The following is a 25,211-nucleotide window of genomic DNA, read 5'->3' as shown; positions in this document are numbered from 1 at the left end:
GATGAGACCCGCGGACACCCGCACCGACCGCACCGACCACACCGGCACCACCGACCGCACGTCGAAGATCGTCGGGGCGGTCTGGGGGCTGCTCGTCCTCAACACCCTCGGCTCCGCCGGGGCGAGGACCATCGTCCCGCTGCCCCGCTCCCTCATCCAGATGGTCACCATGGGCGCGCTGGTCGCCGCGTTCGCGCTGGCGCTCCTGGTCAACCCCCGGGTGCGGATCCGGGCCAGCGCCTACGTGTTCCTGCTCACCCTGCTGCTGGTGCCGAGCCTGATCGCCAGCGTGAACCAGGGGGCCGGGTTCGGCGCGCTGTTCCGGTGCGCCCGGCTGGCTCTCTTCGTCGGCACGTTGTGGCTGCTCAGCCGCTGGTGGGACGGCGGCCCGACGTTCGTCCGGCATCACATCCGGATGTACTTCGCGGTGCTCGGGACGGTGGCCGCCGGCCTGGTCGTCTCGCCGGGCGCCGCCCTGCCCGACCTCTACGGCGGGCGGCTGGTGGGAGCGTTGTGGCCGCTCACCCCGCCGCAGATCGGACAGTACGCCGCGGTGATCACCGGGCTCACCGCGCTGCTTCTGCTGGGCCGCCGCACCGACCGGACCAGCGCGGCGCTGATCATCGTGCCCTCCCTCGCCCTGCTCGCGCTGACCCACACCCGCACGGCGACGCTCGGCCTGATCGTCGCTCTGGTGCTGGCGATCGCCTCCCTCGTGCTGACCAGCGCCGCCGCGCGCCGGCTCTTCTCGTGGGCGGTGCTGTGCGCCGCGGTGGCCGCGGTGGGGTTCAGCTCGGCGCTCCAGGCGTGGTTCCTGCGCGGGCAGAGCCAGCAGAACTTCGCCAGTCTCACCGGCCGGGCGAAGGTGTGGCACGCGCTGCTGGCGGCGCCCCGGACGGCCACGGAGCACGTGTTCGGCACGGGTCTGGGCGACAAGTCGTTCGGCGGGCTGCCGATCGACAACAGCTGGCTGGCCGTCTACAACGAGCAGGGTGTGACCGGCATCGTGCTGGTGGCGACGATCATCGTCGTGCTGGGCGGCGTCGCGTTGCTGCGGCCGCCGTCGCTGTCGAGAGCCTGCGCGATCTTCCTGATCAGCTACTGCGCGATCGCCTCGTACACCGAGGCCGGTCTCGGCGACGCCTCGCCGTATCTGCTGCATCTGGCCCTGGCCGCCTCGCTGCTGGCGGCGCCCGCCGAACCCGCTCCCCCGTCGAGGCCCGACGTCTCCCGGCCCGAAGACTCTCCGCCCGAAGACTCTCGGCCCGAAGACTCTCGGCCCGGAGTTCCTCGACGTCCCGTCCCGCGCTGGGCCCGTACCTCGGAGGTGACCTGAGCATGCACGTCGTCGTGGTGCACAACCGCTACGCCTCGGCGCAGCCGAGCGGGGAGAACAAGGTCGTCGACCAGGAGGTGGCGTTGCTGCGCGGGGCCGGGCACCGGGTGGAGGTGTTCGAGCGGCGCAGCGACGACATCGCCGCCCGGTCGTTGCCCGGCAAGGCGGCGATACCGCTGCTGGTGCCGTGGAACCCGGGGGTGCGCAGGGAACTCGCCGCGAGGCTGCGCGCCGGACGGCCGGACGTGGTCCACGTCCACAACGTCTTCCCGCTGCTGTCGCCCGCGGTGCTGGCGGCCTGCGCGGACGCCGGTGTGCCGGCCGTCGCCACGCTGCACAACTACACCCAGGTCTGTCCGCCCGGCACGCTGCAGCGGGACGGCGGGCCGTGCACCGAGTGCGTCGGGTCGACGCCGCTGCCCGCCGTCCGGCACGGCTGCTACCGGAACTCCCGGCTGGCGACGGTGCCGCTCGCGGTCAGTCTGTCCGTGAACCGGCGGCGGTGGTGGTCCGGTGTGGAGCGGTTCTTCTGCATCTCCGCGGCGCAGCGCGACGTCCTGGCGCGTGCCGGCATGCCGGCCGAACGGCTGGCGGTGAAGCACAACTTCGTGCCCGATCCGGACGATCGCCGGTGGGCGACGGCGAGCAGCTGCTCTACCTCGGCCGGCTCGCGGAGGCCAAGGGCGTGCGGCTGCTCATGGCCGCCTGGGACGAGATCGCCGCGGGCGGCGGTGTGGGCGTGCCGCTGGTGATCGCGGGCACGGGGCCGCTGGAGCGGGAGGTGGCCGCCTGGGCGGCGGGCCGCGACGACGTGCGCTATGTCGGCCTGTACGACTCGGCGGAGTGCCGGAAGGCCATCGCCCGGTCGGTGGCCGTGGTGGTTCCGTCCACGTGGCTGGAGGCGTTCGGCCTGGTGGCGGTGGAGGCGATGGCGGCCGGGGTGCCGGTCGTCGCCGCCGGGCACGGAGCGTTCGTCGAACTCGTCGAGGAGCAGGTGACCGGGCTGCTGCACCGGCCGGGCGAGGCGGCCTCGCTCGCGTCCGCGCTGCGCCGGATCACGGCCGATCCGGCGCTCAACCGGGAGATGGGCCGGGCGGCCCGGCTCCGTTACGAGCAGGGCTTCAGTCCGGCCGTCGGCCTGGAGCGCCTGGTGGAGGGGTACCGCACCGCGATCGCGGGTCGGACCGAATCAATGGGGGGCAGTAAATGACACGATGCCGACTCTGCGGCTCGGCGGCGCTGGCGAGCGTCGTCGATCTGGGGGCGACCCCGCCGTGCGAGAGTTTTCTCGCCGCGGACCGGCTGGACGATCCGGAGCCGGCGTACCCGCTGCATCTGCGGGTGTGCACCGACTGCTGGCTCGCGCAGATCCCGCCGCTGATCACGCCGGAGGAGACGTTCAAGGAGTACGCGTACTTCTCCTCGTTCTCGACGTCCTGGGTGGAGCACGCGCGCACGTTCGTCGCGGACGCCGTGGAGCGGGTGGGGATCGCCGCCGAAGGCTCCGACGCCTTCGTGGTCGAGGTCGCGAGCAACGACGGGTATCTGCTGAGGCATGTGGTGGAGCGGGGGATCCGCTGCCTCGGCATCGAGCCGTCGGTGAACGTCGGCGCCGCCGCGCGGGACGCGGGGGTTCCCACGCTCACGGAGTTCCTGAGCCCGCAGACCGGTGCGGCGGTGCGTGCCGAGCACGGCCCGGCGGATCTGGTGGTGGCGAACAACGTGTACGCGCACATCCCGGACGTGGTCGGGTTCACCCGGGGGCTGCGTTCGCTGGTCGCCGACGACGGCTGGGTCTCGATCGAGGTGCAGCACCTGCTGACGCTGATCGAGGAGAACCAGTACGACACGATCTACCACGAGCATTTCCAGTACTACACGGTGGCGTCCGCGATCCGGGCGCTGGCGAGCGGCGGACTCGCGCTGGTGGACGTCGAGTTGCTGCCGACGCACGGCGGCTCGATCCGGCTGTGGGCCCGGCCGTCCGAGGTGGCCGGCGAGCCGAGCCGGCGGGTGGCCGAGGTGCTGGACCGGGAGAAGGCGGCCGGGCTGCAGGAGCTGTCCGGGTACACCGAGTTCTCCGCCCGGGTGGCCAAGGTGCGCCGGGACCTGCTGCGGTTCCTCATCGAGGCGGCCGAGCGCGGTGAGACGGTCGTCGGCTACGGCGCCCCGGGCAAGGGCAACACCCTGCTCAACCACTGCGGCATCCGGCCCGACCTGCTGCCCTACACGGTGGACCGCAACCCCTACAAGCACGGCAGGTTCACCCCGGGCACGCGTATTCCGGTCCTGGCGCCCGAGCAGATCGCCGCCGACAGGCCGGACTACGTCCTCGTCCTCCCGTGGAACCTGCGCGCCGAACTCGTCGAGCAGCTGTCGTTCGTGCACGAGTGGGGCGGGCGGCTGGTCTTTCCCATACCGGAACTGAGCATTGTCGAGGTCAAGCGATGAAGGTCGTTCTGTTCTGCGGCGGTTACGGGATGCGGATGCGCAGCGGCGCCGCGGACGACGTGCCCAAGCCGATGGCGATGGTCGGACCGCGGCCGCTGATCTGGCACGTCATGCGCTACTACGCGCACTTCGGGCACACGGAGTTCGTCCTGTGTCTCGGCTACGGGGCGCACCACATCAAGGACTTCTTCCTCAACTACGAGGAGACGACGTCCAACGACTTCGTGCTGAGGGGCGGGCGGACGGAGCTGTTGTCCACCGACATCTCGGACTGGACGATCACGTTCGCGCAGACCGGCATCGAGTCGCCGATCGGGGAGCGGCTGCGCCGGGTGCGGCACCACCTGGACGGCGACGAGATGTTCCTCGCCAACTACGCGGACGTGCTGACCGACGCCCCGCTGCCGGAGATGATCGACAACTTCGCCCGGCGTGACGCCGGCGCGTCGATGATGGTGGTGCCGCCGCAGTCCTCGTTCCACTGCGTGGACCTGGGCGAGGACGGCCTGGTCGGGGGCATCACCGCGGTGAGCGACATGCCGCTGTGGGAGAACGGCGGGTACTTCGTGCTCCGTCAGGAGGTCTTCGACCACATCCCGGAGGGCGGCGACCTGGTGGCCGACGGCTGTGCCCGACTGGCCAAGCAGGGGCGGCTGGTGGCGCACCAGCACCGCGGTTTCTGGAAGCCGACCGACACGGTGAAGGAGCGGGCCGCGCTCGACGAGGCGTACGCCCGGGGTGAGCGTCCGTGGGCCGTGTGGGAACGGGACGGCGCGGGGGTGAGCGCGTGATCCGGCTCGGGGCGGGGCGCCTGGACCGGGTCGTCGCGGTGGGCGCGCACTGCGACGACATCGCCATCGGCGCGGGCGGCACCCTGCTGACGCTGTGCCTCGCGCGGCCGGGCCTCCGTGTCGACGCGCTGGTGCTGTCCGGTGGCGGCGGTGAGCGCGAGCAGGAGGAGCGGGCCGCGCTCGCCGCCTTCTGCCCGGGCGCCGATCTGCGGCTGACCGTGCTCAAGCTGCCGGACGGCCGGCTGCCGTCGCACTGGGGCGAGGCGAAGGACGCCGTCGAGGAGCTGCGCGGGCAGACCGAACCGGATCTCGTCCTCGCCCCGCGCACCGACGACGCGCACCAGGACCACCGCGGTCTGGCGAAGCTGATGCGCACCGCGTTCCGCGACCACCTCGTGCTCGGCTACGAGATCGTCAAGTGGGACGGCGACCTCGGCCGGCCGTCCGGGTACCAGCCGCTGTCGCCGCAGATCGCCGAGGAGAAGGTGCGGCTGCTGCAGGAGCACTACCCCTCGCAGCGGCACCGGCCCTGGTACGACCGGGAGGCCTTCCTCGGCCTCGCCCGGATCCGCGGCATCGAATGCCACGAGCGATACGCCGAGGCGTTCGCCGTCACCAAACTCACGCTCAACCTGGGGGGTTGAACCATGCGCGTACTGCTGACCGGACACCAGGGCTACCTGGGGACCGTCATGGCCCCGGTCCTCGCGGCCGCCGGGCACGAGGTCGTCGGCCTGGACGCCGGCCTGTTCGCCGACTGCGTCCTCGGCCCGGCGCCCGCGGACCCGCCGGGGCACCGGGTGGACCTGCGCGACGTCACCGCCGAGCACGTGGCCGGGGTGGACGCCGTGATCCACCTGGCCGCCCTGTCCAACGACCCGCTGGGATCGCTGGCGCCGGAGCTCACCTACGACATCAACCACCACGCGTCCGTGCGGCTGGCCCGGCTCGCCCGGGAGGCCGGGGTGCGGCGCTTCCTGTACGCGTCGACCTGCTCGGTGTACGGCGCCGCCGGCGACCCCGACTTGTCGAACTTGGTCGGCGAGGACGCCCCGCTGCGCCCGGTCACGCCGTACGCGGAGTCCAAGGTGCGGGTCGAGGACGACCTGCACGCGCTCGCCGACGGCGACTTCACCCCGGTGTACATGCGCAACGCCACCGCCTTCGGGTACTCGCCCCGGCTGCGCGCCGACATCGTGCTGAACAACCTGGTGGGGCACGCCCTGCTGTCCGGCGAGGTGCGGGTGCTGTCCGACGGCACGCCGTGGCGCCCGCTGGTGCACGCCGCCGACATCGCCCGCGCCTTCTCGGCCGCGCTGGTCGCGCCGCGCGAGGCGGTGCACGACCGGGCGTTCAACATCGGCAGCGAGACCAACAACGTCACGGTCGCCGAGATCGCCGGCCAGGTCGCCGAGGCGGTGGCCGGCTCCGAAGTGGTGATCACCGGGGAGAACGGCGCCGACCCGCGGTCCTACCGGGTGGACTTCTCCCGGTTCCGCGCCGCGATCCCCGGCTTCGACTGCGAGTGGACGGTGAAACGGGGCGCGCTCGAACTCGCCGACGCCTACCGCGAGCACGCGCTGACCCGGGAGGCATTCGAGCAGCGCTTCACCCGGCTCGCCGTGCTGCGCGCCGCGTCCGACGCCGGCGCCGTCGACGACACCCTGCGGTGGCGCCGGTGACCGTGACCGGCCAGGAGATGCACGCCCTGGTGGAGCGGCTGTACCCGCTGTGCCGGAGCATCACCGGCGACGGGGTGCGCGCCACCCTGGACATCGTCGGCGAGTACGTCCCGCTCCAGGTGCACGAGGTGCCGACGGGGACCCGGGTGCTCGACTGGACGGTGCCGCAGGAGTGGAACATCAAGGACGCGTACATCGCCGACGCCGCCGGGAAACGCGTCGTCGACTTCGCCGCGTCCAGCCTGCACGTGCTCGGCTACAGCGTGCCGGTGTCGGCGCGGATGCCGCTCGCCGAGCTGCGCGGACATCTGCACACCCTGCCGGACCACCCGTCCTGGGTGCCGTACCGCACCAGCTACTACCAGCCGCAGTGGGGGTTCTGCCTGGCCCAGGAGACCCTGGACGCGATGCCGGACGGCGAGTACGAGGTGTGCGTCGACGCGACGCTCGCCGACGGCCATCTCACCTACGCCGAGCACGTGGTCCCCGGGCAGGTCGCCGACGAGGTGATCGTCTCCTGCCATGTCTGCCACCCGTCGCTGGCCAACGACAACCTGGCCGGCATCGCGGTGGCGACGTTCCTGGCCCGGTCGCTCGCGGAGCAAACGCCGCACTACACCTACCGGTTCATCTACGCGCCCGGCACGATCGGGGCGATCACCTGGCTGGCCCGCAACGCGGAACGGGTCGAGCGGGTCAAGCACGGGCTGGTGCTGGCCTGCGCCGGCGACCGGGGCCGGCTGACGTACAAGCAGAGCAGGCGCGGCGACGCGGAGATCGACCGGGTGCTGCGCCATGTCCTGACGGCCTCCGAACGCCCGCACGACATCAAGGAGTTCACTCCCTACGGCTACGACGAGCGGCAGTACTGCTCGCCGGGGTTCGACCTCGCCGTGGGCTCGCTCAGCCGGACCCCGTACGCCGGGTATCCCGAGTACCACACCTCGGCGGACGACCCCGGCTTCGTCACCCCGGAGGCGATGGCGGACACCCTCGCCGTCTGCCGTGAGGCGTTCGCCGTCCTCGACCGCAACCGGCGGTACGTCAACCTCAGCCCCTACGGCGAGCCGCAGCTGGGCCGGCGCGGGCTGTACGACTCGCTCGGCGGCCGCAGCGACGCGAAGGAGGCGCAGCTGGCCATGTTGTGGGTGCTCAGCCTCTCCGACGGCGAGCACAGTCTGCTGGACGTCGCCGAGCGGTCCGGGCTGCCGTTCGACACGGTCGCCGCGGCGGCGGACGCCCTGCGCGACGCCGAACTGATCAAGGCATGACGCCGATGACCACCGAGGGGGAGAAGACGACGGCGCCGGCCGGATCCGCCAAGCGGGCCCTCCTCGGCCGGCTGTCCTGGGGGCTGGCCGACCAGGCGGCCTCCAGCGTGTCCAACTTCGCGGTGGGCGTCTACGTCGCCCGCTCGCTGGGACTGACCGCGTTCGGCGTGTTCAGCCTGGCCTGGGTGACGTACGGCGTGGTGCTCAACGTCTCCCGCGGGCTGACCACCGACCCGCTCGTGGTGCGCTTCAGCGGCGTCTCCGAGGCGTCCTGGCGCGGTGCGGTGGCCCGGTCGTCGGGAACCGCGCTCGGTGTCGGCGTGGCCATCGGCGCGGCGTGTGCGGCGATCGGCCTCGCTCTCGGCGGCCGCCTGGGGCCGGCGTTCGCGTGTCTCGGCGTGGTGCTGCCGGGGCTGGTGCTGCAGGACGCCTGGCGGTTCTCGTTCTTCGCCGCCGGCGCCGGCCGGAAGGCGTTCGTCAACGACCTCGTGTGGTGCGTCGCGCTCGTCCCCGCGATGGTCGTGGCGGCCCGCTGGGGCAGCGTGGCCGCGTTCCTGCTCGCCTGGGGCGCGTCCGCCGCGGTGGCAGCCGCGTACGGCTGCCTCCAGTCCGGCATCCGGCCGCGGCCGGCCCAGGCCCGCGGCTGGCTTCGCGAGCAGCGCGATCTCGGCTACCGGTACCTGGTCGAGAACGTCAGCCTCAGCGGCGCGAGCCAGCTGCGGGCGTACGGACTCGGCGCGATCGTCGGAGTCGGCGCGGTCGGTGCGGTCCGGGGCGCGGAGCTGCTGCTCGGCCCGTTCCTCGCCGTGCTCATGGGCCTGTCGCTGGTGACCGTCCCGGAGGCGGCACGGGTGCTCCGGCAGGCCCCGCACCGGCTCGGGAAGTTCTGCCTCCTGCTCGGCGGCGGGCAGGCCGCCGCCGCGCTGCTCTGGGGCGCGGCGCTGCAGCTGATGCCGGACCGGCTCGGCGAGCTGGCGCTCGGCGACGTCTGGCAGTCGGCCGCGGAGCTCATCGCGCCGGTCACCCTCAGCGTCGCCGGCGCGGGCCTCGGCACCGGCGCGGCGGCCGGGCTGCGCGCGCTCGCCGCCGCCCGGCGCAGCCTGCGCTGCCAGCTGTTCGCGTCCGTCTGCTACGTCGGCGGCGGGCTCGGCGGCGCGGTCGCGGCCGGCACGGCCGGCTCGGCCTGGGGCGTCGCCTGCGCGTCCGTCTGCAGCTCTGCCGTGTGGTGGCTGCAGTTGCGGTCCGCCCTGCGCGAGCGCCACCACGAACCCATCCGCGAAGTGAGGACGTCATGACCGCCCGACCCCGGCTGAGCATCGGCCTGCCCGTGTACAACGGCGAGGAGTACCTCGCCGAGTCGTTCGACGCCCTCCTCGGCCAGACCTACGAGGACTTCGAGCTGGTCGTCTCCGACAACGCCTCGACCGACGGGACCGAGGACATCTGCCGCGCGTACGCGGCGAAGGACTCGCGGATCCGGTACATCCGGCTGGCCCGGAACATCGGCGCCGCGCCGAACCACAACCACGTGTTCACCGAGTGCCGCGGCGAACTGTTCAAGTGGGCCTCGCACGACGACCTGTACGCCCGGGACCTGCTGCGGCGCTGTGTGGAGGCGCTGGACGAACGGCCGGGCGTCGTCCTCGCGCACAGCGGGCAGGCGGTCATCGACGGCGACGGCCGGGTGAAGGTCCCCTACGCGTACGGGCTCGCCACCGACTCGCCGCACGCGCCGGAGCGCTTCCGCAGCCTGCTGTTCGAGCCCGGCGGCGACGACTTCTACGGGGTGATGCGGGCCGACGTGCTGCGCCGGGTGAAACCGCACGACAGCTACCACCACGCGGACCGCGCGTTCGTCGCCGAGATCACCCTGCACGGGCCCTTCCACCAGGTGCCCGAGCTGCTGTACTTCCGCCGCGACCATCCCACCCGCGCCGAGCGGGCGAACCCGTCCAAGCGGTCCCGGTGCGTCAACCTGGACCCGCGCCGGGCGGGCCCGCTGCACCCGACGCCCCGACTGCTCGCCGAGTACGTCTGGGGTTTCGTCTCGGCGATCCGGCGGGCCCCGCTGTCCACGGCGGACCGGCGCGCGTGTTACGGCCACCTCGCCGCCTGGATGACCAGCCGCGTCCGGCCGGGCGCCGGCGAGCGGGTCGAGGACCGCGCCCCGGTGGACCCGGCCGGGCTCACCGTCTCCGTCGACGCCCTCGTCGCCGGCCGTGAGGGGAGGCAGGGATGACGTCCACGCAGAGGACTCCGGTGCGTGTCGGGGTGTTCGGCCTGCTCGGCGCCGGCAACGTCGGCAACAACGGGTCGCTCGAGGCGGTGCTCGGCTACCTCCGCGCCGAGCACCCGGACGCGGTCGTGGACGCGCTGTGCGGCGGGCCCGAGGACGTCACGGCCAGGTACCGGATCCCCGCGACGCGGATGAACTGGTACCGCGGGGAGTACCGGACCGCGTCACGCGCGGGCGCGATCGCGGGCAAGGGTCTGGGCAAGCTCGTCGACGTCGTCCGCATCAGCGCCTGGGTGCGCCGGCACGACGTGGTGATCGTGCCGGGCACGGGCGTCCTGGAGGCCACGCTGCCGCTGCGGCCGTGGGGCTTCCCGTACTCGCTGTTCCTGCTCTGCGCGTCCGGCCGGCTGCTGCGCACCCGGGTCGCGCTGGTGAGTGTGGGAGCCGCGGTGATCGGCCGGCGGTCGACCCGGACCCTGACGCGCTGGTCGGCGCGGCTGGCCGGCTACCGGTCGTTCCGGGACGCGATGTCCCGCGAGGCGATGCGGGCGATGGGCGCGGACACCTCGCGCGACGAGATCTACGAGGACCTCGCGTTCGCCCTGCCGGCGCCGTCGGCGAGCGTGCCCGCGGGACCGCCGCAGCCGCCGGGACCGGTCTGCGTCGGCGTGATGGACTTCCACGGCAGCGACGACGACCGCGCCCGGGCCGAGGAGATCCACCGGCGCTACCTCGACGGGACGACCCGTTTCGTCCGCGCGCTGGTCGAGGAAGGCAGGCCGGTCCGGCTGATCACCGGCGACGATCTCGACGGGCCGGTGGCCGCCGCGATCGTCGACGCGGTGGACTCGCCGCTGGTCACCGCCGCCGAGACGACCTCGCTGGCCGAGCTGATGAAGGAGATCGCGGCAGCCGGCGCCGTGGTGGCGACCCGCTACCACAACCTGGTCTGCTCGCTGAAGGTCGGCGTGCCGACCCTGGCCATCAGCTACTCGGCGAAGAGCGACGCGCTCATGGAACGGATGGGACTGGGCGCGTACTGCCACCCGGCCCGCGAGGTCGACGCCGATCGGCTGCTGGAACAGTTCCGGACGCTGGAACAGCGATCGGCGGAGCTGCGGCGGACCCTCGCCGCGGGCAATCTGGCCGCCTCGCGGCGTGTCGAGCGCCAGTTCGCCGCCCTGACCGCGGCCCTGTTCCCGACGCCCGGTCACCCCCGCACCCAACCGCAAGCCCACGCACAGGCCCAAGCCCAAGCCCGGCAGGAGACCCCGTGAAAGCGACCGAAGTCCCGGAGATCTCCGGCGCATACCTGTTCGAGCCGACGCCGTACGCCGACGAGCGCGGCTTCTTCTGCCGCACCTTCGAGGCCGACGTGCTCCGCTCGGTGGGCCTCGACCCGGACGCCTTCGTGCAGGACAGCCTGTCCCGCTCGGCCGGCGGTGTGCTGCGCGGCCTGCACCTGCGCTCCGGCGCCGGCGAGGCGAAGCTGGTGCGGTGCTCGTACGGGAGGATCTTCGACGTCGTCGTGGACCTGCGCCCGGGCTCGGCGACCTACCGCAACGTGGCCACCTTCGAGCTGTCCGGCGAGACGCAGACGACCCTGTACATTCCGGCGGGATGCGCGCACGGTTTCCAGGCGCTGACGGAGACCGCCGACACCTCGTACCGGATCGACCGCCCGCACGATCCGGCCGAGGACGTGACCATCGCCTTCGACGACCCCGAGCTGGCCGTTCCCTGGCCGCTGCCGGTCACGTCGATGTCCCAGCGGGACCGGGAGGCGCCGAGCCTCGCCAAGGTCCTCCAGCAAATCGAGAGTTGAGGTCGGCGTGGACACCGAAGACACCGGAGAGCTTGTGCTGCCCCGGTCGCGGGCGGCGAACGAGCGGCTGCACGCCCTGATCCCCGGGGGCGCGCACACCTACGCCAAGGGCGACGACCAGTACCCCGAGAACCTGGCCCCGGTCATCAGCCACGGCCACGGCGCCCACGTGTGGGACGTCGACGGCAACCGGTACATCGAGTACGGTTCCGGCCTGCGCTCGGTCAGCCTCGGCCACGCCCACCCCCGGGTGGTCGAGGCGGTGCGACGGCAACTCGACCGCGGCAGCAACTTCGTCCGGCCGTCCATCGTGGAGGCCGAGGCCGCGGAACGCTTCCTGGCGACGGTGCCGACCGCCGAGATGGTGAAGTTCACGAAGAACGGCTCCGACGCCACCACCGCCGCGGTGCGCCTCGCCCGCGCCGTCACCGGCCGCCCACGTGTGGCCCTCTGCGCCGACCACCCGTTCTTCTCCACCGACGACTGGTTCATCGGCACCACGCCGATGTCCGCCGGCATCCCGGACGCCACCGCCGAACTCACCGTGGCGTTCCCCTACGGCGACCTGGCCGCCACGGAGGAGCTGCTCACCCGGTACCAGGACGAGGTCGCCTGCCTGATCCTGGAACCCGCCACGCACACCGAGCCGCCGCCCGGCTACCTCGAGGGTCTGCGCGAACTGGCCGACCGGCACGGCTGTGTCCTGGTCTTCGACGAGATGATCACCGGCCTGCGCTGGTCCGAGGCGGGCGCCCAGGGCCTGTACGGCGTCGTCCCCGACCTCTCCACGTTCGGCAAGGCGCTGGGCAACGGGTTCGCCGTCTCCGCGCTGGCCGGGCGCCGCGAGCTGATGGAGCGGGGCGGGCTGCGCCACCCCGGCGACCGGGTGTTCCTGCTGTCCACCACGCACGGCGCGGAGACGCACTCGCTGGCCGCCGCTACGGCCGTGCTCACCACCTACGTCGAGGAGGGCGTCACCGCGCGGCTGCACGCCCTCGGCGAACGGCTGGCCGCCGGGGTCCGCGACGCCGCGGCCGGCATGGGCGTCGGCGACCACCTCGTCGTGCGGGGCCGGGCCAGCAACCTGGTCTTCGCCACCCTCGACGAACACGGGCGGCCGTCGCAGGAGTACCGCACCCTGTTCCTGCGCCGACTCCTCGCGGGCGGGGTGCTCGCCCCGTCGTTCGTGGTGAGCAGCGCGCTCGACGACTCCGACATCGCTCACACCGTCGACGTGGTGGCCCAGGCGTGCGCCGTGTACCGCAAGGCCCTGGACGCCGGCGACCCCACCCCCTGGCTCGGCGGACGACCCGTGAAGCCCGTCTTCCGCCGCCTGGCGTGACGTGGCGCGGCGCGGCGCTGACGTCCCCTCACGTCACGTCAGCGGCGCTCGTGCCGGCCGACGTCGGCCGGCGGACCGGCGACCGGATCGGCCGACGAGTCGGCGACCGGACCTGCCGACCTGTCCGCCGACCGGTCGGCCAGCCGGTCGGCCGTCCGGTCGATCAGCCACGCGGTCGCCGGCACCACCGCCAGCGCGGTGCAGCAGCCGCCGAGGACGTCGGTCGGATAGTGCGCGCCCAGGGCGACCTGCGCCCAGCCCATGGCCGCGCCGGCGGCCGTCGCCGCGATGAGCATCAGTGACGTGCCGGCGGTCCCGCGGAGGCCGAGCCGGCCGGTCACGAGCAGCGCCGCCATAAGGGCGAGCGCGGTGGCGAACGCGGTGTGCCCGCTCGGGTAGGACAGGTTGTCGTCACCGTGGATGGTGCGTCCCACCAGGGATTTGAGCAGCGTCGCCGTCCCCACGGCGAGGCCGGCGCCGAGGACGACGAGCACCGCCGAGCGAGGACGCCGAAGCAGCAGGCAGCCCGTCACGAAGGCCACCAGCAGCAGCGCCGCCCCCACGGGCTCCCCCAGGAAGTCCACGGCCAGGGCGGCGTTCCGCCACGGCGACCGCACACTGTCCTCCGTCGGCCGGACGACCCACCGGTCCACCCTGCCGGGCTCGCCGTCGCCCGCGTACAGCACCCCGAGCACGACGACCACCAGCGCGGCGAGTCCCCCGACCGGCCCGAGCGACGCGCGCAGCGACAAAGGCAGCGCCGAGCCCGCCGACCGCCCGTTCACCCGCCCCTCGCGTCCCCCGCGCCCCTCGCGTCCCGCGGGTCCCCCCTGCCGACTCCCCACCAACGACCCCCCGATGTGTAGGACTTGGCCCGCGCGCAAGCTGTCACCACCCTAACCAACGACGCGGTCACGCCGAGGTGCAAAGAACGCCGCACCGGCTCCGTCGTGGCGGTATCAGTAGTCAGAACGTACTGCGCGACGAAGAAGGAGCACCCCGTGACGATTCAGCGGATGGACAACGTAGGCATCGTCGTCGACGACCTGGAGGCCGCCGTCGCCTTCTTCACCGAGCTCGGCATGGAGCTGGAGGGCGAAGCGGAGCTCGAGGGCGTCTGCCCGGACCGGATGCTCGGCCTCGACGGGGTCCGCAGCGCCATCGCGATGATGCGCACCCCGGACGGCCACGGCAAGCTGGAGCTGACGAAGTTCCACGCCCCCGCGGCGGTCACCGCCGGACCGCCGAACCCGCCGCCCCACACGCTGGGCCTGCACCGTGTCATGTTCGCCGTCGACGACATCGACGACACGATCACCCGCCTGCGCCGCCATGGCGCCGAACTCCTCGGCGAGGTGGCCGAGTACGAGAACGTCTACCGCCTCTGCGACCTCCGCGGCCCGTCGGGAATCATCGTCGCCCTGGCCGAACGGATCGGCTAGTCGTCGATGTGCGGCTGACCGTCGATGTGCGGTCAGCCGTCAACGCCCGCGACGGCCGGAGTCACGCCGAGGTGTTCGAGCAGGAGCCCTTCCCGGGTGGACCAGGGGCAGATCTCGACGCTCTCGGCCCCGCAGGCCTCCATGAGCGCCTGCGCGATCAGGGCTCCGGCCAGTGACTGCCCGGCACGGTGCCGGGAGATGCCCGGGAGTTCGGCACGGCGGGACGGCGCCGCGTCCGCCAGCAGGCGCGCGGCCACGTGCAGTCGGGGCAGCGTCAGCCGCCGTCCTGTGCGCGGTTTCCCGCTCTGGGCGGCGGCGAGCCGGGCGAGCTGTTCGAAGGTCTTGGAGCAGGCCAGCACCCGCCCTCCCGGCTCGGCCCGCGGCAGGTCGGGGACGGCTGCCAGGGACCGGCGGAGGTGCTGAAGGATCTCCGCCAGGCGACGCGGGGAGGGCACTGTGCCGCCGGGAAGCCGGTCCCGGGTGATCCTGCGGGCGCCCAGCGGCAGCGAGTGGACGACGCGGGGCCGGTCGCCGGTGCCGGAGGCGATCTCCACGGTGCCGCCGCCGATGTCCAGGACCAGCAACTGCCGGGCCGCCGGGCCGGCCCACTGGCGGGCGGCCACATAGGCCAGCCGCGCCTCCTCCTCGCCGGTCAGCACGCGCAGACGGGTGCCGGTGGTGCGGGCCACTCGGGCGATGACCTCGTCCCGGTTGGGCGCGTCCCTGATGACGGAGGTCGCGAACGCGAACACCTCCGGTCCGCGCGGCCGCGGATCTGCGGCGACCGCCTCGGCGACGGCCCGCTCGACACTGCGCACGCCGGCCTTGTCGAGACGCCCCGTGCGGTCGAGGGTCTCGTGCAGTCGCAGCCGGACCTTGCGGGAGAACACGGGCTCCAGCACCGTACCCGGACGCCGCCGCACCACCGTCAGCAGCGCACTGTGACACCCGACGTCGAGCACACCCGCCTGCCGCATCCCATCGCCTCCCCCGCCGCCCGCCCCGGCGCCCCCGCGCCCGACCTGAACGGCTCCTCGTCCCACCGGCCTCCGGGGCCCCTCGACGACGGCACGACGAGGATTCCGGACCGCACATGAGCATATCGTCACCGCCCGCACACCGTCCGTCCGGTCCCGGCCCGCCGGCCACCGCTTCGTCGCACGAACGCACATGCCATGCAATGAAGATCCGTGCTCCGGCTCATGCGATGCGACAGGAGATATATGCCTCGCATCTGCGGCAGAATGATCGAACGAGAGCGTAGAGGCGTCCGTCAGGACCAGAGGGAGTTCACCCGTGATGACCCGTTCCGTGCGCCCGACCCGCCGGACCCCGACCCTGACCCTGACTCGCCGGATGCTGCAGGTGACCGGAGCGGGGGCCGCCGCCCTGCTGGCCCTGAGCGCCTGCTCGTCGTCCGACTCCGACTCGTCCGCGACGTCAGGCTCCTCCACCTCGGGCAAGCCGTCCGGCACGGTCACGGTCTTCGCCGCGGCCTCGCTCAAGGAGAGCTTCACCACGCTCGGCAAGGCCTTCGAGAAGGCCCACCCGGACACGGAGGTCACCTTCAGCTTCGGCGGCAGCGACTCCCTCGCCGCGAGCATCACCGGTGGCGCCCCCGCCGACGTGTTCGCCTCCGCCAGCCCCAAGACGATGAAGATCGTGACGGACGCGGGGAACGCCTCGGGGACGCCCACCGCCTTCGTCCGCAACCAGCTGGAGATCGCCACCCTTCCCGGCAACCCGGACAAGATCGCCTCCCTGAAGGACCTCACGAAGTCCTCGCTGAAGGTCGTCCTGTGCGACAAGACCGTCCCGTGCGGCGCCGCCGCCCAGAAAGCCCTGGACGCCGGCAAGCTGAAGCTCACCCCGGTCTCCTACGAGGAGGACGTCAAGTCGGCCCTGACCAAGGTGGTCCTGAAGGAGGCCGACGCCGCCGTGGTCTACAAGACCGATGTGAAGGCCGCCGGCGGCAAGGTGGAGGGCGTGGACTTCCCCGAGTCGGCGCAGGCCGTCAACGCGTACCCGATCGCCCTGCTCAAGGACTCGAAGAACGTCGAGACCGCCAAGGCGTTCATCGCGCTGGTGCAGTCGGCCGAAGGTCAGAAGGTCCTCACCGAGGCCGGGTTCCTCCAGCCGTGACGACCTCCCCGCGCCCGGACAAGGCCGGCGCCGCCGACGCCGCGGACACCCTGACCGGCGGCCCACGCCGCCCCCACGCCCACAGGACCCCGGGGGCCCGCGGGGTCGGCAGGGGCGCCCCGCTTCCCCTTCTCCTGCCCGCGCTGCTCGGGCTGGCGTTCCTGGTCCTCCCCCTCGTCGCCCTGCTGATCCGGGCCCCCTGGCGCAGCATGCCCGAGCTGCTGACCAGCACCGAGGTGTGGCAGGCGCTCCAGCTGTCCCTGGTCTGCGCGACGGCGGCGACCGCGGTGAGCCTGGTCCTGGGGGTGCCGCTGGCCTGGCTGCTGGCCCGGGTCGAGTTCCCGGGACGCGGGCTTCTGCGGGCGCTGGTCACCCTTCCGCTGGTGCTGCCGCCGGTGGTGGGCGGCGTGGCCCTGCTGATGGCGCTCGGCCGCAACGGCGTCATGGGCCGGTGGCTGGACTCCTGGTTCGGGATCACCCTGCCGTTCACCACCGCCGGGGTCGTCGTCGCGGAAGCCTTCGTGGCGATGCCGTTCCTCGTCATCAGCGTCGAGGGCACCCTGCGCGCCGCCGACCCGCGCTACGAGGAGGCGGCCACGACGCTCGGCGCGTCGCGCTTCACCGCGTTCCGCCGGGTCACACTGCCGCTCATCGCCCCCGGCATCGCGGCCGGCGCCGTGCTGGCGTGGGCCCGGGCGCTCGGTGAGTTCGGCGCGACGATCACCTTCGCCGGCAACTTCCCCGGCCGTACGCAGACCATGCCGCTCGTCGTGTACCTGGCGTTGCAGAGCGACCCGGAGGCCGCGATCGCCCTGAGCCTCGTCCTGCTGGCCGTGTCGATCGCGGTGCTGGCCGGACTGCGTGACCGCTGGATGACGGCCTCATGAGCGACACCGAGAAGACCGCACGCGACGCGCACCACGCGCAGGACCCGGTCGGCGCGTCCGCCCCGGACGGAGCAGGGCTCGACGCCCGGCTGCTGCTCGACCGCGGTTCCTTCCGCCTCGACGTGGCACTGACCGCGGCGCCCGGTGACGTCGTCGCGCTCCTCGGTCCCAACGGCGCCGGCAAGACGACCGCGCTGCGCGCCCTCGCCGGCCTCGTCCCGCTCACCGACGGCCACCTCCGCCTGGACGGCGTCGAGTTGCACCGCACCACGCCGGAGTCCCGCCCGGTCGGAGTCGTCTTCCAGGACTACCTGCTCTTCCCTCACCTGAGCGCGCTGGACAACGTGGCCTTCGGGCCGCGCTGCCACGGCGCGACCAAGGCGCAGGCACGTGCCCAGGCCGCGCGGTGGCTGGACCGCATGGGCCTCGCCGACCACGCCGGGAGCAAGCCCCGCAAGCTCTCCGGCGGCCAGGCGCAACGCGTCGCGCTCGCCCGGGCCCTGGCCACCCACCCGCGTCTGCTGCTCCTCGACGAGCCGCTCGCCGCCCTCGACGCCCGCACCCGCCTCGACGTCCGCGCTCAACTCGGGCACCACCTGGCCGAGTTCGAAGCGGTAGCCGTCCTCGTCACGCACGACCCGCTGGACGCGATGGTCCTGGCCGACCACCTCGTCGTCATCGAGGACGGCCACATCGTCCAGCAGGGCAGCCCCGCCGACATCGCCCGCCACCCGCGCACCGACTACATCGCCCACCTCGTCGGCCTCAACCTCTACCAGGGCGAGGCGCAAGGCCACACGGTCCACGTCGACGGCGGCCCCGGTGTCACGACCCGGATCACGACCACCGAGGACCTCACCGGCCCGGTCTTCGTCGCCTTCCGGCCCAGCGCGGTCACCCTGCACCGGGACCGCCCCACCGGCTCCAGCGCACGCAACCTCTGGCGGTGCGAGGTCGCCGGCCTGGACACCCGCGGCGACCTGATCCGCGCCGACCTCACCGGCGAACTCCCCCTCGCCGCCGACCTCACGACGGTGGCGGCGGCGGAACTCGGCCTGCACCCGGGCACCGCGGTATGGGCAACGGTCAAGGCCACCCAGACCCACGCCTACCCCGCCTGAGGACCCGAGGACCCGCCTCGCGCCTGACCCGGCACGCGACGAGGCGGCGCCCCCTCGAACAGCCCTCGGGCCGGGGACACCGCCTGCGTGCGGTCGTGCGGTCGTGCGCGACTTCGGGATTCCTGACGGGGGGACGATCTCCTGGCTCCCACCAGACTTCGAGAGGCGATGCACCGATATCGGCAGACCATGCCGCCCCGCATCCCACCTCCTGCTGAACCGCGGCCACTAGATGATCAATTGCAAGGGACGCCTGCAGGGTGTGTGTGTGGGGGGGGTGGGCACGGCGGCCGAACCAGCGGGCGGTCAGGCGTCGGGGTCGACTTCGGGGTCGTTCGGGCAGTCGGCCGTGTCCGAGTCATCCGACCATGTCCGAACCATTGACGTCACTCCCGGCACACCTTTACCTTTCGGCCGACACTACGCACACCGTTCGCCATCTCGAACAAGCGGAGGGGAAGCCGCTAGAACGAGAGGCCTGGACGAGCCGCTGCCGGAAGGACCCCCGTGTTCCGCACCATGTACCGTCAAGGATCGAGCCGTCGCTGGGCGATGCTCGGGACAGCCCTGCTGTCCCTGATCGCCACCCTGCTGGTCGTCGCCACGCAGCCCACCGCCGCGGCCGCCGGCCAGCCCTACACCAACCCGCTCAAGTCGCAGAAGGGCGCGGACCCCTGGCTGGAGTACTACAGCGGCAACTACTACCTGGTGACGACCACGTTCACCAACAAACTGCTCATACGGAAGTCCCCGACCCTCGCCGGGCTGAGCACCGCCCCGAGCGTGGAGGTCTGGTCGGACACCACCGCGGGCCGCAACGACAACATCTGGGCTCCGGAGATCCACTTCCTCGACGGCAAGTGGTACCTGTACTACTCCGCCGCCCAGGCCGGCGCCTCCTGCTGCGACACCCAGCGCACGCACGTGCTGGAGAGCTCCGGCACCGACCCGCTGGGCCCGTACACGTACAAGAACATCCTCACCGACGCCAGCCTCACCCCCGGGCCGGCCGCCGCGCAGGGCTGGCTGATCGACGCCACCGTCCTCAAGCACGACGACGACCTCTACCTGGTGGGCAGCGGCAAGATCAACGGCAGTACGCAGAGCCTCGTCATCGCCCCGATGAGCAACCCGTACACGCTCAGCGGCCCCTTCAAGATCATCTCCAGCCCCACGCTGAGCTGGGAGACCCAGGGCGGTCCGGTCAACGAGGGCCCCGAGCCGCTCTACCACGACGGCCGCACCTTCCTGTCCTACTCCGCGAGCTTCTGCGGCACCGCCGACTACAAGCTGGGCCAGCTGGAGCTGACCGGCAGCGACCCGCTGAACCCCGCCTCCTGGACGAAGAAGCAGACGCCGGTCTTCCAGCGCAATGACGCGGCAAGCGTCTACGGTCCCGGTCACAACGGCTTCTTCAGCTCGCCCGACGGCACCGAGAACTGGATCGTCTACCACGCCAACAGCGCGGCCAACGGCGGCTGCGGCAACGGCCGTACCACCCGCGCGCAGAAGTTCACGTGGAACGCCGACGGCACCCCGAACTTCGGCGCCCCGGTCGCCCTCGGCACCTCGCTGCCCGGCCCCTCCGGTGAGACCGCGACCACCCCGACCGCCTACAACATCGTCAACCGCAACAGCGGCAAGTGCCTCGACGTCGAGGGCGGCAACACCGCCGACGGCACCAACATCTTCCAGTGGAGCTGCACCGGCGGCGCCAACCAGAAGTGGCGCATCGAGGACATGGCCGACGACACCAGCCGCCTGGTCAACGTGGCCACCGGCAAGGTCGCCGACGTCGCCGGCTGCGCCTCCGCCGACGGCACCGACATCCGGCAGTGGTCCTGGCTGAACAACAACTGCCAGAAGTTCCGCCTGATCTACACCGGCGGCGACTACGTCCGCATCACCAACGCCGCCACCGGCAAGGTCGCCGACGTCGCCAACTGCGGTACCGGCAACGGCGTCGACGTACGCCAGTGGTCCTGGCTGAACAACAACTGCCAGCAGTGGAAGCTCGTCCCCACCACCGCGTGATCCGCTTCGCCGCCTGACCGGCCTCGCCGCCGGACCGGCCTCGCCGCCGGACCGGCCCGAGCCGTGCGCCGAGGACGCCACGCCCCTTCCGCGAGCAGGAACCCAGCTCGTGGAAGGGGCGGTGACCGACTCGGCGCACGGCCCACGCCCGCCGCTCACCGCTCACCGCAACGGGGACGGCCGACGGCGCAGGCGTCAGGAAACGGGAAACCACACCGCCAGGCGCTCGGCGATGACCGGCAGGTCGTCCGGGAGCCGGAGTGTCATCGCCACACGCCGTGCAGATACCTGACCGGTATCTGCACGGCGAGGCGCGCTGCCGACACACCGGAGCCCCGGACGAGGGCCCTCAGCCGTTCGCGCCGGCCATGACCGGGGCCGGGGCGTCCGTGGCGTCGAGGCTGCGCAGGATGTCCTCCACCCGTTGCTTGGCGTCGCCGAACAGCATCTGGGTGTTCTCCCGGAAGAACAGCGGGTTCTGCACCCCGGCGTATCCGGTGGCCATGGAGCGCTTGAAGACGATCACGTCGACCGCCTCCCACACGTGCAGTACCGGCATCCCGGCGATGGGGCTGGCCGGATCCTCGGCGGCGGCCGGGTTGACGGTGTCGTTGGCGCCGATGACCAGGACGACCGAGGAGGCGGCGAAGTCGTCGTTGATCTCGTCCATCTCCAGGACGATGTCGTAGGGCACGTTCGCCTCGGCGAGCAGCACGTTCATGTGCCCGGGCAGCCGGCCGGCGACCGGGTGGATGCCGAACCGCACCTCGACGCCGCGCTCGCGCAGCTTGCGGGCCAGCTCCGCGACGGGGTACTGGGCTTGGGCGACCGCCATGCCGTAGCCCGGCGTGATGATCACCGAGGACGCGTCGCGCAGGAGTTCCGCGGTGCCCAGCGCGCTGATCTCCCGGTGCTCCCCGTGGTCGCCGTCCTCGCCCGCCACCGCCTGGACACCGAAGCCGCCCGCGATCACCGAGAGGAAGGAGCGGTTCATCGCCTTGCACATGATGTACGACAGGTAGGCGCCGGAGGAGCCGACCAGCGCGCCGGTGACGATCAGCAGGTCGTTGTCGAGCAGGAAGCCGGAGGCCGCGGCGGCCCAGCCGGAGTAGCTGTTCAGCATCGAGACGACCACCGGCATGTCGCCGCCGCCGATGGAGGCGACCAGATGCGCGCCGAGGGCCAGGGCCACCGCGGCGACCGCGACCAGCAGTGCCGGGTGGGGGCGCGTGACGAACGCGATCGTGAGCACTGCGGACGCGGCGAGGGCGCCGAGGTTGAGGGCGTGTCTGCCGGGGAGCATGAGCGGGCTGGACCTGATGCGCGCCGACAGCTTCAGGTAGGCGACGACCGAACCGGTGAAGGTGACGCCGCCGATGAACACGCCGATGAAGACCTCGGCGTGATGGATGCGCAGCAGCGAGCCGGTGAGCTGCTGCCCGGCGTGGCCGCCCGCGCCTTCGACGTCGAGGTAGCCGTTCCAGCCGACGAGCGCCGCGGCGAGGCCGACGAGACTGTGCATGACGGCGATCAGCTCCGGCATGCCGGTCATCTCGACGACCCGGGCGCGCCACAGTCCGATGCCCGCGCCGAGAGCCATGGCGACGGCGGTCAGCACGAGGCCGGTGCCGGTGACGGTGCGCGAGGCGAGGCCGACGGTGGCGGTCAGCGCGATGACCATGCCCGTGATCCCCCAGACGATGCCCGAGCGGGAGGTCCGGTGCTGCGAGAGTCCGGCGAGGCTGAGGACGAACAGCAGCGCGGCGACGACGTAGGCGGCGTGTGCGGCCGTGGTGGTGGTCATCCGTGATCAGCCTTTCGAGAACATGCCGAGCATGCGGCGGGTGACGGCGAACCCGCCGAAGATGTTGATGCTCGCCAGCAGGATCGCGGCGAACGACAGCACGGTGACGGCGGTGTCCCCCTGCCCGATCTGCAGCAGCGCGCCGACCACGACGATCCCGGAGATCGCGTTGGTGACCGACATCAGCGGGGTGTGCAGCGCGGGGTGCACCTGGCCGATGACGTAGAAGCCGATGACGATCGCCAGGACGAAGACCGTGAAGTGGGCGACGAGTGGGGGCGGCGAGAAGGCGGTCACCAGGAAGAGCGCGAGGGCTCCGGCGCCGACGAGCGCGTACCCGGACCGCGCGGACCGTACGGACGGGGCGGACCGTGCGGGCTTCGCCTGCAGGTCGGGGGGCGTGGCGGGTTCCGGGGCCGCGGCGGGGGCGGGCGCGGCGGACACCTGCACCGGAGGCGGCGGCCAGGTCTTCTCGCCGTCGCGGACCACCGTCATCGACCGCTGTACGACGTCGTCGAAGTCGAGGACGAGCCGGCCGTCCTTGCCGGGGGTGAGGAGTTTCATCAGGTTGACGAGGTTGGTGCCGTACAGCTGGGACGACTGGGCGGGGAGCCGGCCGGGCAGGTCGGTGTAGCCGATGATCGTCACGTCGTTGTCGGTGACGACCGCCGTACCGGCGACCGTGCCCTCGACGTTGCCGCCCTGGGCCGCGGCCATGTCGACGATCACGCTGCCGGACTTCATGCGCGCGACGTCCTCGGCGGTGATCAGCTTCGGCGCGGGCCGGCCCGGGACGAGCGCGGTGGTGACGATGATGTCGACCTCGGCCGCCTGCTCGGCGTAGAGCTGCGCGGCGAGCCGGTCGTAGTCGTGGGAGGTGGCCTTGGCGTACCCGTCGGCGCCGGTCTCCTGCCTGGACTGCACGGCCAGGAACTCGCCGCCCAGCGAGCGGACTTGTTCGGCGACCTCCGGCCGGGGGTCGGTGGCGCGGACGACGGCGCCGAGGCTGCGGGCCGCGGCGATCGCGGCGAGTCCGGCCACACCCGCGCCGGCCACCAGGACCTTGGCCGGCGGCACCTTGCCGGCGGCGGTGACCTGGCCCGTGAAGAAGCGGCCGAAGGCGTGCGCGGCCTCGACCACGGCCCGGTATCCGGCGATGTTCGCCATCGAGCTGAGGACGTCGAGGGACTGGGCGCGTGAGATGCGTGGGACGGCGTCCATGGCGAGCACGGTGATCGGGCGCCGCGCCAGTTCCTCGACCCGTTCCGGGTGCAGTGCGGGGCCGATCAGCGCGATCAGCGTCGCTCCGTCGCGCAGTCGGCCGATCTCCTCGTTCGAGGGGCCGTTGACCTTCAGGACGATGTCCGCCGCCCAGGGGTCGCCGAGTCGGGCGCCCGCGTGTACGTAGGCCGCGTCCGGGAAGCGGGACGACTCTCCCGCTCCCGCCTCGACGACCACGTGGTATCCGAGGGCGACAAGTCGGGCCGCGGTGGCGGGTGTCGCCGCAACTCTCGTCTCGCCCGCGGTGGACTCGGCGGGTATGCCTATCCGCTGCGCTTCCGTTTCCGCTTCCGGTGCGGCCATGGTCTTCCTCTCTCGTCGTGAGCGTGTCGCTGTGGGGCCCGTGCGCCCGGCGTCACGTGTGCTGTCCATCCATCGGTGCCCACACCTTTCACGTTCGACCCTGCCGGCCGGCTATCCGGTCTCACCGGCTTCGCACTCCGCCTTCTCCGAGACCTCGACGCAGTGACAGCCGCACGCACCCTGGACCGGAGCTCCGGCAGCACCGAAGGCGCCGTGAACCGCATCAAGAGAATCAAGAGGCAGCTCTACGGGCGAGCCGGATTCGGTTTTACGCAAGATGATCCTGCTTCCGTGACCCTCAGCGATGACTCCTCGAGTCGTACGACGGCCGGTCCCCACAGCTCTGCCGCTGCCCGACCCGGTCGAGCTGCGGTCGCACCGCTGTCAGAGACGGGCGAGCTCGGCGGCGCCGAATGAGACGTCGAAACGGTCGCACCAGATACTCACGCTGTTGTAGCTCGACCAGTTCACGTCACTGGGCAGCGCGTAGTTCTGGCTTCCCTTGTTGCCTTTGAGCTTGCCGAGGCTGACGTGCTTTCCGTCGTCGAAGACGTGCCACCCTGCCCTCCCTTGTTTCACCGGCGCGTCGGTCAGCCAGACACGCAGGTCCGGTCCGTTGCTGGTGTCGAGGTTCTCCAGCCGGACGACGTGGGAGCCGTCGGCCAGCCTTACGAGCTTCACTGTGCCCGATGTCGCGTGCTCGTGGCTGATCAGGTCACCACTCGCCAGCGTCTGCGGACCACTGGTGGTCGGCGAGGGCTGCTCGGAGGGCTCTTCCTTCGACGGCACCCCGGCAGGAGGTGGGGAGGTCTCGACGGTGTCAGGCAGGGCCTCCTCGACGGTCTCGTCCTGCCACAGCTTCCACGGCTGGAACCAGTACGCCCCGAAGCCGGCTCCGGCAACCGCCACCATCAGCACCACGATGACCAACGGCCTGCTCAGTAGTTTTCGCACGCGCCCATCCCCCGCCTCTCTTCCTGGAAGTGGCCTGTCCCTCCCCATCCAACAGAAGCGGGCGGCCGTTCCGTGTCCCGGAGGTGATGACGGAATGCTTACGGCGGCCTCTCGGGCGCGGGTGGGAGCCCGGTGCCGTGCACGGGCTGGAGCCGTCCGCCATGAGATCCGCAGCGCAGGCTCGGCTCAGCGGTGCTCGGGATTGTCCGTCCCCGGCCGGCAGCCGGCGTCCCACTCCGAGCGCCGGCTGCCATGGTGCGGGCCGGTCCGGACAACACCGACGCGGCCCCGGCACGCGCGTCTTCGACA

21 protein-coding genes and 1 pseudogene are annotated in these 25,211 nt (G+C 72.2%); 17 read left to right on the top strand and 5 right to left on the bottom strand.

Annotation, left to right across the window (positions count from 1 at the left end; all coding sequences use genetic code 11):
* Window position 1 precedes the first annotated feature (1 nt).
* From QA802_RS32240 to QA802_RS32185, 12 genes and pseudogenes are all read left to right on the top strand, one after another.
* Entirely contained in the window at window positions 2–1,336 is a 1,335-nt protein-coding gene (locus QA802_RS32240; RefSeq protein ID WP_334530094.1) for an O-antigen ligase family protein, read from the top strand.
* A gap of 2 nt (window positions 1,337–1,338) precedes the next feature.
* Window positions 1,339–2,546: pseudogene (locus tag QA802_RS32235) on the top strand (glycosyltransferase).
* The gene (locus QA802_RS32230; RefSeq protein ID WP_334530091.1) at window positions 2,543–3,787 is read left to right on the top strand and encodes a class I SAM-dependent methyltransferase; all 1,245 of its coding nucleotides are present in this window, start codon (window positions 2,543–2,545) and stop codon (window positions 3,785–3,787) included. Before QA802_RS32235 ends, QA802_RS32230 begins: the two are co-directional and overlap by 4 nt.
* Window positions 3,784–4,578, top strand: a complete 795-nt coding sequence (locus tag QA802_RS32225; protein ID WP_334530088.1) for a glycosyltransferase family protein — start codon at window positions 3,784–3,786, stop codon at window positions 4,576–4,578. The genes QA802_RS32230 and QA802_RS32225 overlap by 4 nt, the downstream gene beginning before the upstream one ends.
* Complete coding sequence (locus QA802_RS32220) at window positions 4,575–5,222, top strand: PIG-L deacetylase family protein (RefSeq protein WP_334530085.1); 648 nt, start codon at window positions 4,575–4,577, stop codon at window positions 5,220–5,222. Before QA802_RS32225 ends, QA802_RS32220 begins: the two co-directional genes overlap by 4 nt.
* A 3-nt stretch (window positions 5,223–5,225) precedes the next feature.
* Window positions 5,226–6,260: an NAD-dependent epimerase/dehydratase family protein gene (locus tag QA802_RS32215; RefSeq protein ID WP_334530082.1), complete on the top strand. Its 1,035-nt coding sequence runs from the start codon at window positions 5,226–5,228 to the stop codon at window positions 6,258–6,260.
* Entirely contained in the window at window positions 6,248–7,531 is a 1,284-nt protein-coding gene (locus tag QA802_RS32210; protein WP_334530080.1) for a DUF4910 domain-containing protein, read from the top strand. Before QA802_RS32215 ends, QA802_RS32210 begins: the two co-directional genes overlap by 13 nt.
* 5 nt (window positions 7,532–7,536) lie before the next feature.
* Window positions 7,537–8,826 carry an MATE family efflux transporter gene (locus QA802_RS32205; protein WP_334530076.1) on the top strand — a complete coding sequence of 430 codons (1,290 nt, stop codon included), beginning with the start codon at window positions 7,537–7,539 and terminating at the stop codon, window positions 8,824–8,826.
* Window positions 8,823–9,770 (top strand): glycosyltransferase family 2 protein, encoded by a 948-nt coding sequence (locus QA802_RS32200; RefSeq protein WP_334530072.1) that lies wholly within the window; start codon window positions 8,823–8,825, stop codon window positions 9,768–9,770. The genes QA802_RS32205 and QA802_RS32200 overlap by 4 nt, the downstream gene beginning before the upstream one ends.
* On the top strand, window positions 9,767–11,044 hold the full coding sequence (locus tag QA802_RS32195) for a polysaccharide pyruvyl transferase family protein (protein ID WP_334530069.1): 1,278 nt from the start codon (window positions 9,767–9,769) through the stop codon (window positions 11,042–11,044). Before QA802_RS32200 ends, QA802_RS32195 begins: the two co-directional genes overlap by 4 nt.
* A complete protein-coding gene (locus tag QA802_RS32190) occupies window positions 11,041–11,592 on the top strand; it encodes a dTDP-4-dehydrorhamnose 3,5-epimerase family protein (protein ID WP_334530066.1) in 552 nt (183 codons plus the stop codon). Before QA802_RS32195 ends, QA802_RS32190 begins: the two co-directional genes overlap by 4 nt.
* A gap of 7 nt (window positions 11,593–11,599) precedes the next feature.
* Complete coding sequence (locus QA802_RS32185) at window positions 11,600–12,934, top strand: glutamate-1-semialdehyde 2,1-aminomutase (RefSeq protein WP_334530063.1); 1,335 nt, start codon at window positions 11,600–11,602, stop codon at window positions 12,932–12,934.
* Window positions 12,935–12,972: 38 nt separating this feature from the next.
* Here QA802_RS32185 and QA802_RS32180 read toward each other — a convergent pair whose 3' ends face one another.
* Window positions 12,973–13,719 (bottom strand): phosphatase PAP2 family protein, encoded by a 747-nt coding sequence (locus QA802_RS32180; RefSeq protein WP_334530060.1) that lies wholly within the window; start codon window positions 13,717–13,719, stop codon window positions 12,973–12,975.
* A gap of 216 nt (window positions 13,720–13,935) precedes the next feature.
* Here QA802_RS32180 and QA802_RS32175 point away from each other — a divergent pair, with 216 nt between their 5' ends.
* Window positions 13,936–14,376, top strand: a complete 441-nt coding sequence (locus QA802_RS32175; protein ID WP_334530057.1) for a VOC family protein — start codon at window positions 13,936–13,938, stop codon at window positions 14,374–14,376.
* A 32-nt stretch (window positions 14,377–14,408) separates the two neighbouring features.
* On the opposite strand, the gene QA802_RS32170 is transcribed toward QA802_RS32175, so the two are convergent.
* Window positions 14,409–15,353 carry a Ppx/GppA phosphatase family protein gene (locus tag QA802_RS32170; protein WP_334530054.1) on the bottom strand — a complete coding sequence of 315 codons (945 nt, stop codon included), beginning with the start codon at window positions 15,351–15,353 and terminating at the stop codon, window positions 14,409–14,411.
* A gap of 322 nt (window positions 15,354–15,675) precedes the next feature.
* On the opposite strand from QA802_RS32170, the gene modA reads away from it, so the two are divergent.
* The 4 genes from modA (at window position 15,676) to QA802_RS32150 (ending at window position 20,560) form a co-directional block, all read left to right on the top strand.
* Window positions 15,676–16,518, top strand: a complete 843-nt coding sequence (modA, locus tag QA802_RS32165) for a molybdate ABC transporter substrate-binding protein (protein WP_334530051.1) — start codon at window positions 15,676–15,678, stop codon at window positions 16,516–16,518.
* Window positions 16,515–17,405, top strand: a complete 891-nt coding sequence (gene modB, locus QA802_RS32160; protein ID WP_334530048.1) for a molybdate ABC transporter permease subunit — start codon at window positions 16,515–16,517, stop codon at window positions 17,403–17,405. Before modA ends, modB begins: the two co-directional genes overlap by 4 nt.
* Entirely contained in the window at window positions 17,402–18,526 is a 1,125-nt protein-coding gene (locus QA802_RS32155) for an ABC transporter ATP-binding protein (protein ID WP_334530045.1), read from the top strand. The genes modB and QA802_RS32155 overlap by 4 nt, the downstream gene beginning before the upstream one ends.
* 552 nt (window positions 18,527–19,078) lie before the next feature.
* Complete coding sequence (locus QA802_RS32150; protein WP_443042306.1) at window positions 19,079–20,560, top strand: family 43 glycosylhydrolase; 1,482 nt, start codon at window positions 19,079–19,081, stop codon at window positions 20,558–20,560.
* Window positions 20,561–20,909: 349 nt separating this feature from the next.
* Here the strand turns inward: QA802_RS32150 and pntB are convergent, their stop codons facing one another.
* The 3 genes from pntB to QA802_RS32135 form a co-directional block, all read right to left on the bottom strand.
* Window positions 20,910–22,364 carry a Re/Si-specific NAD(P)(+) transhydrogenase subunit beta gene (pntB, locus tag QA802_RS32145; protein WP_334530042.1) on the bottom strand — a complete coding sequence of 485 codons (1,455 nt, stop codon included), beginning with the start codon at window positions 22,362–22,364 and terminating at the stop codon, window positions 20,910–20,912.
* Window positions 22,365–22,370: 6 nt separating this feature from the next.
* Window positions 22,371–23,948 carry a Re/Si-specific NAD(P)(+) transhydrogenase subunit alpha gene (locus QA802_RS32140; protein WP_334530039.1) on the bottom strand — a complete coding sequence of 526 codons (1,578 nt, stop codon included), beginning with the start codon at window positions 23,946–23,948 and terminating at the stop codon, window positions 22,371–22,373.
* 384 nt (window positions 23,949–24,332) lie between these two features.
* Window positions 24,333–24,860, bottom strand: coding sequence for a DM13 domain-containing protein (locus QA802_RS32135; RefSeq protein ID WP_334535008.1), 528 nt, complete (start codon window positions 24,858–24,860; stop codon window positions 24,333–24,335).
* Between the last annotated feature and the right edge of the window lie 351 nt (window positions 24,861–25,211).

The sequence above is a fragment of the Streptomyces sp. B21-105 genome (assembly GCF_036898465.1).
In the GTDB taxonomy this organism is placed as follows: domain Bacteria; phylum Actinomycetota; class Actinomycetes; order Streptomycetales; family Streptomycetaceae; genus Streptomyces.
Note: the sequence above shows the minus strand (reverse complement) of the source record. Positions and strands in the feature narration are given on the sequence as shown.

Coding starts and splice junctions, on each gene's coding strand:
- QA802_RS32240 (WP_334530094.1), top strand. CDS start 2: ATGAGACCCGCGGACACCCGCACCGACCGCACCGACCACACCGGCACC.
- QA802_RS32230 (WP_334530091.1), top strand. CDS start 2,543: ATGACACGATGCCGACTCTGCGGCTCGGCGGCGCTGGCGAGCGTCGTC.
- QA802_RS32225 (WP_334530088.1), top strand. CDS start 3,784: ATGAAGGTCGTTCTGTTCTGCGGCGGTTACGGGATGCGGATGCGCAGC.
- QA802_RS32215 (WP_334530082.1), top strand. CDS start 5,226: ATGCGCGTACTGCTGACCGGACACCAGGGCTACCTGGGGACCGTCATG.
- QA802_RS32205 (WP_334530076.1), top strand. CDS start 7,537: ATGACCACCGAGGGGGAGAAGACGACGGCGCCGGCCGGATCCGCCAAG.
- QA802_RS32200 (WP_334530072.1), top strand. CDS start 8,823: ATGACCGCCCGACCCCGGCTGAGCATCGGCCTGCCCGTGTACAACGGC.
- QA802_RS32195 (WP_334530069.1), top strand. CDS start 9,767: ATGACGTCCACGCAGAGGACTCCGGTGCGTGTCGGGGTGTTCGGCCTG.
- QA802_RS32170 (WP_334530054.1), bottom strand. CDS start 15,353: ATGCGGCAGGCGGGTGTGCTCGACGTCGGGTGTCACAGTGCGCTGCTG.
- modA (WP_334530051.1), top strand. CDS start 15,676: ATGACCCGTTCCGTGCGCCCGACCCGCCGGACCCCGACCCTGACCCTG.
- QA802_RS32155 (WP_334530045.1), top strand. CDS start 17,402: ATGAGCGACACCGAGAAGACCGCACGCGACGCGCACCACGCGCAGGAC.
- QA802_RS32150 (WP_443042306.1), top strand. CDS start 19,079: ATGCTCGGGACAGCCCTGCTGTCCCTGATCGCCACCCTGCTGGTCGTC.
- pntB (WP_334530042.1), bottom strand. CDS start 22,364: ATGACCACCACCACGGCCGCACACGCCGCCTACGTCGTCGCCGCGCTG.
- QA802_RS32140 (WP_334530039.1), bottom strand. CDS start 23,948: ATGGCCGCACCGGAAGCGGAAACGGAAGCGCAGCGGATAGGCATACCC.
- QA802_RS32135 (WP_334535008.1), bottom strand. CDS start 24,860: ATGGTGGCGGTTGCCGGAGCCGGCTTCGGGGCGTACTGGTTCCAGCCG.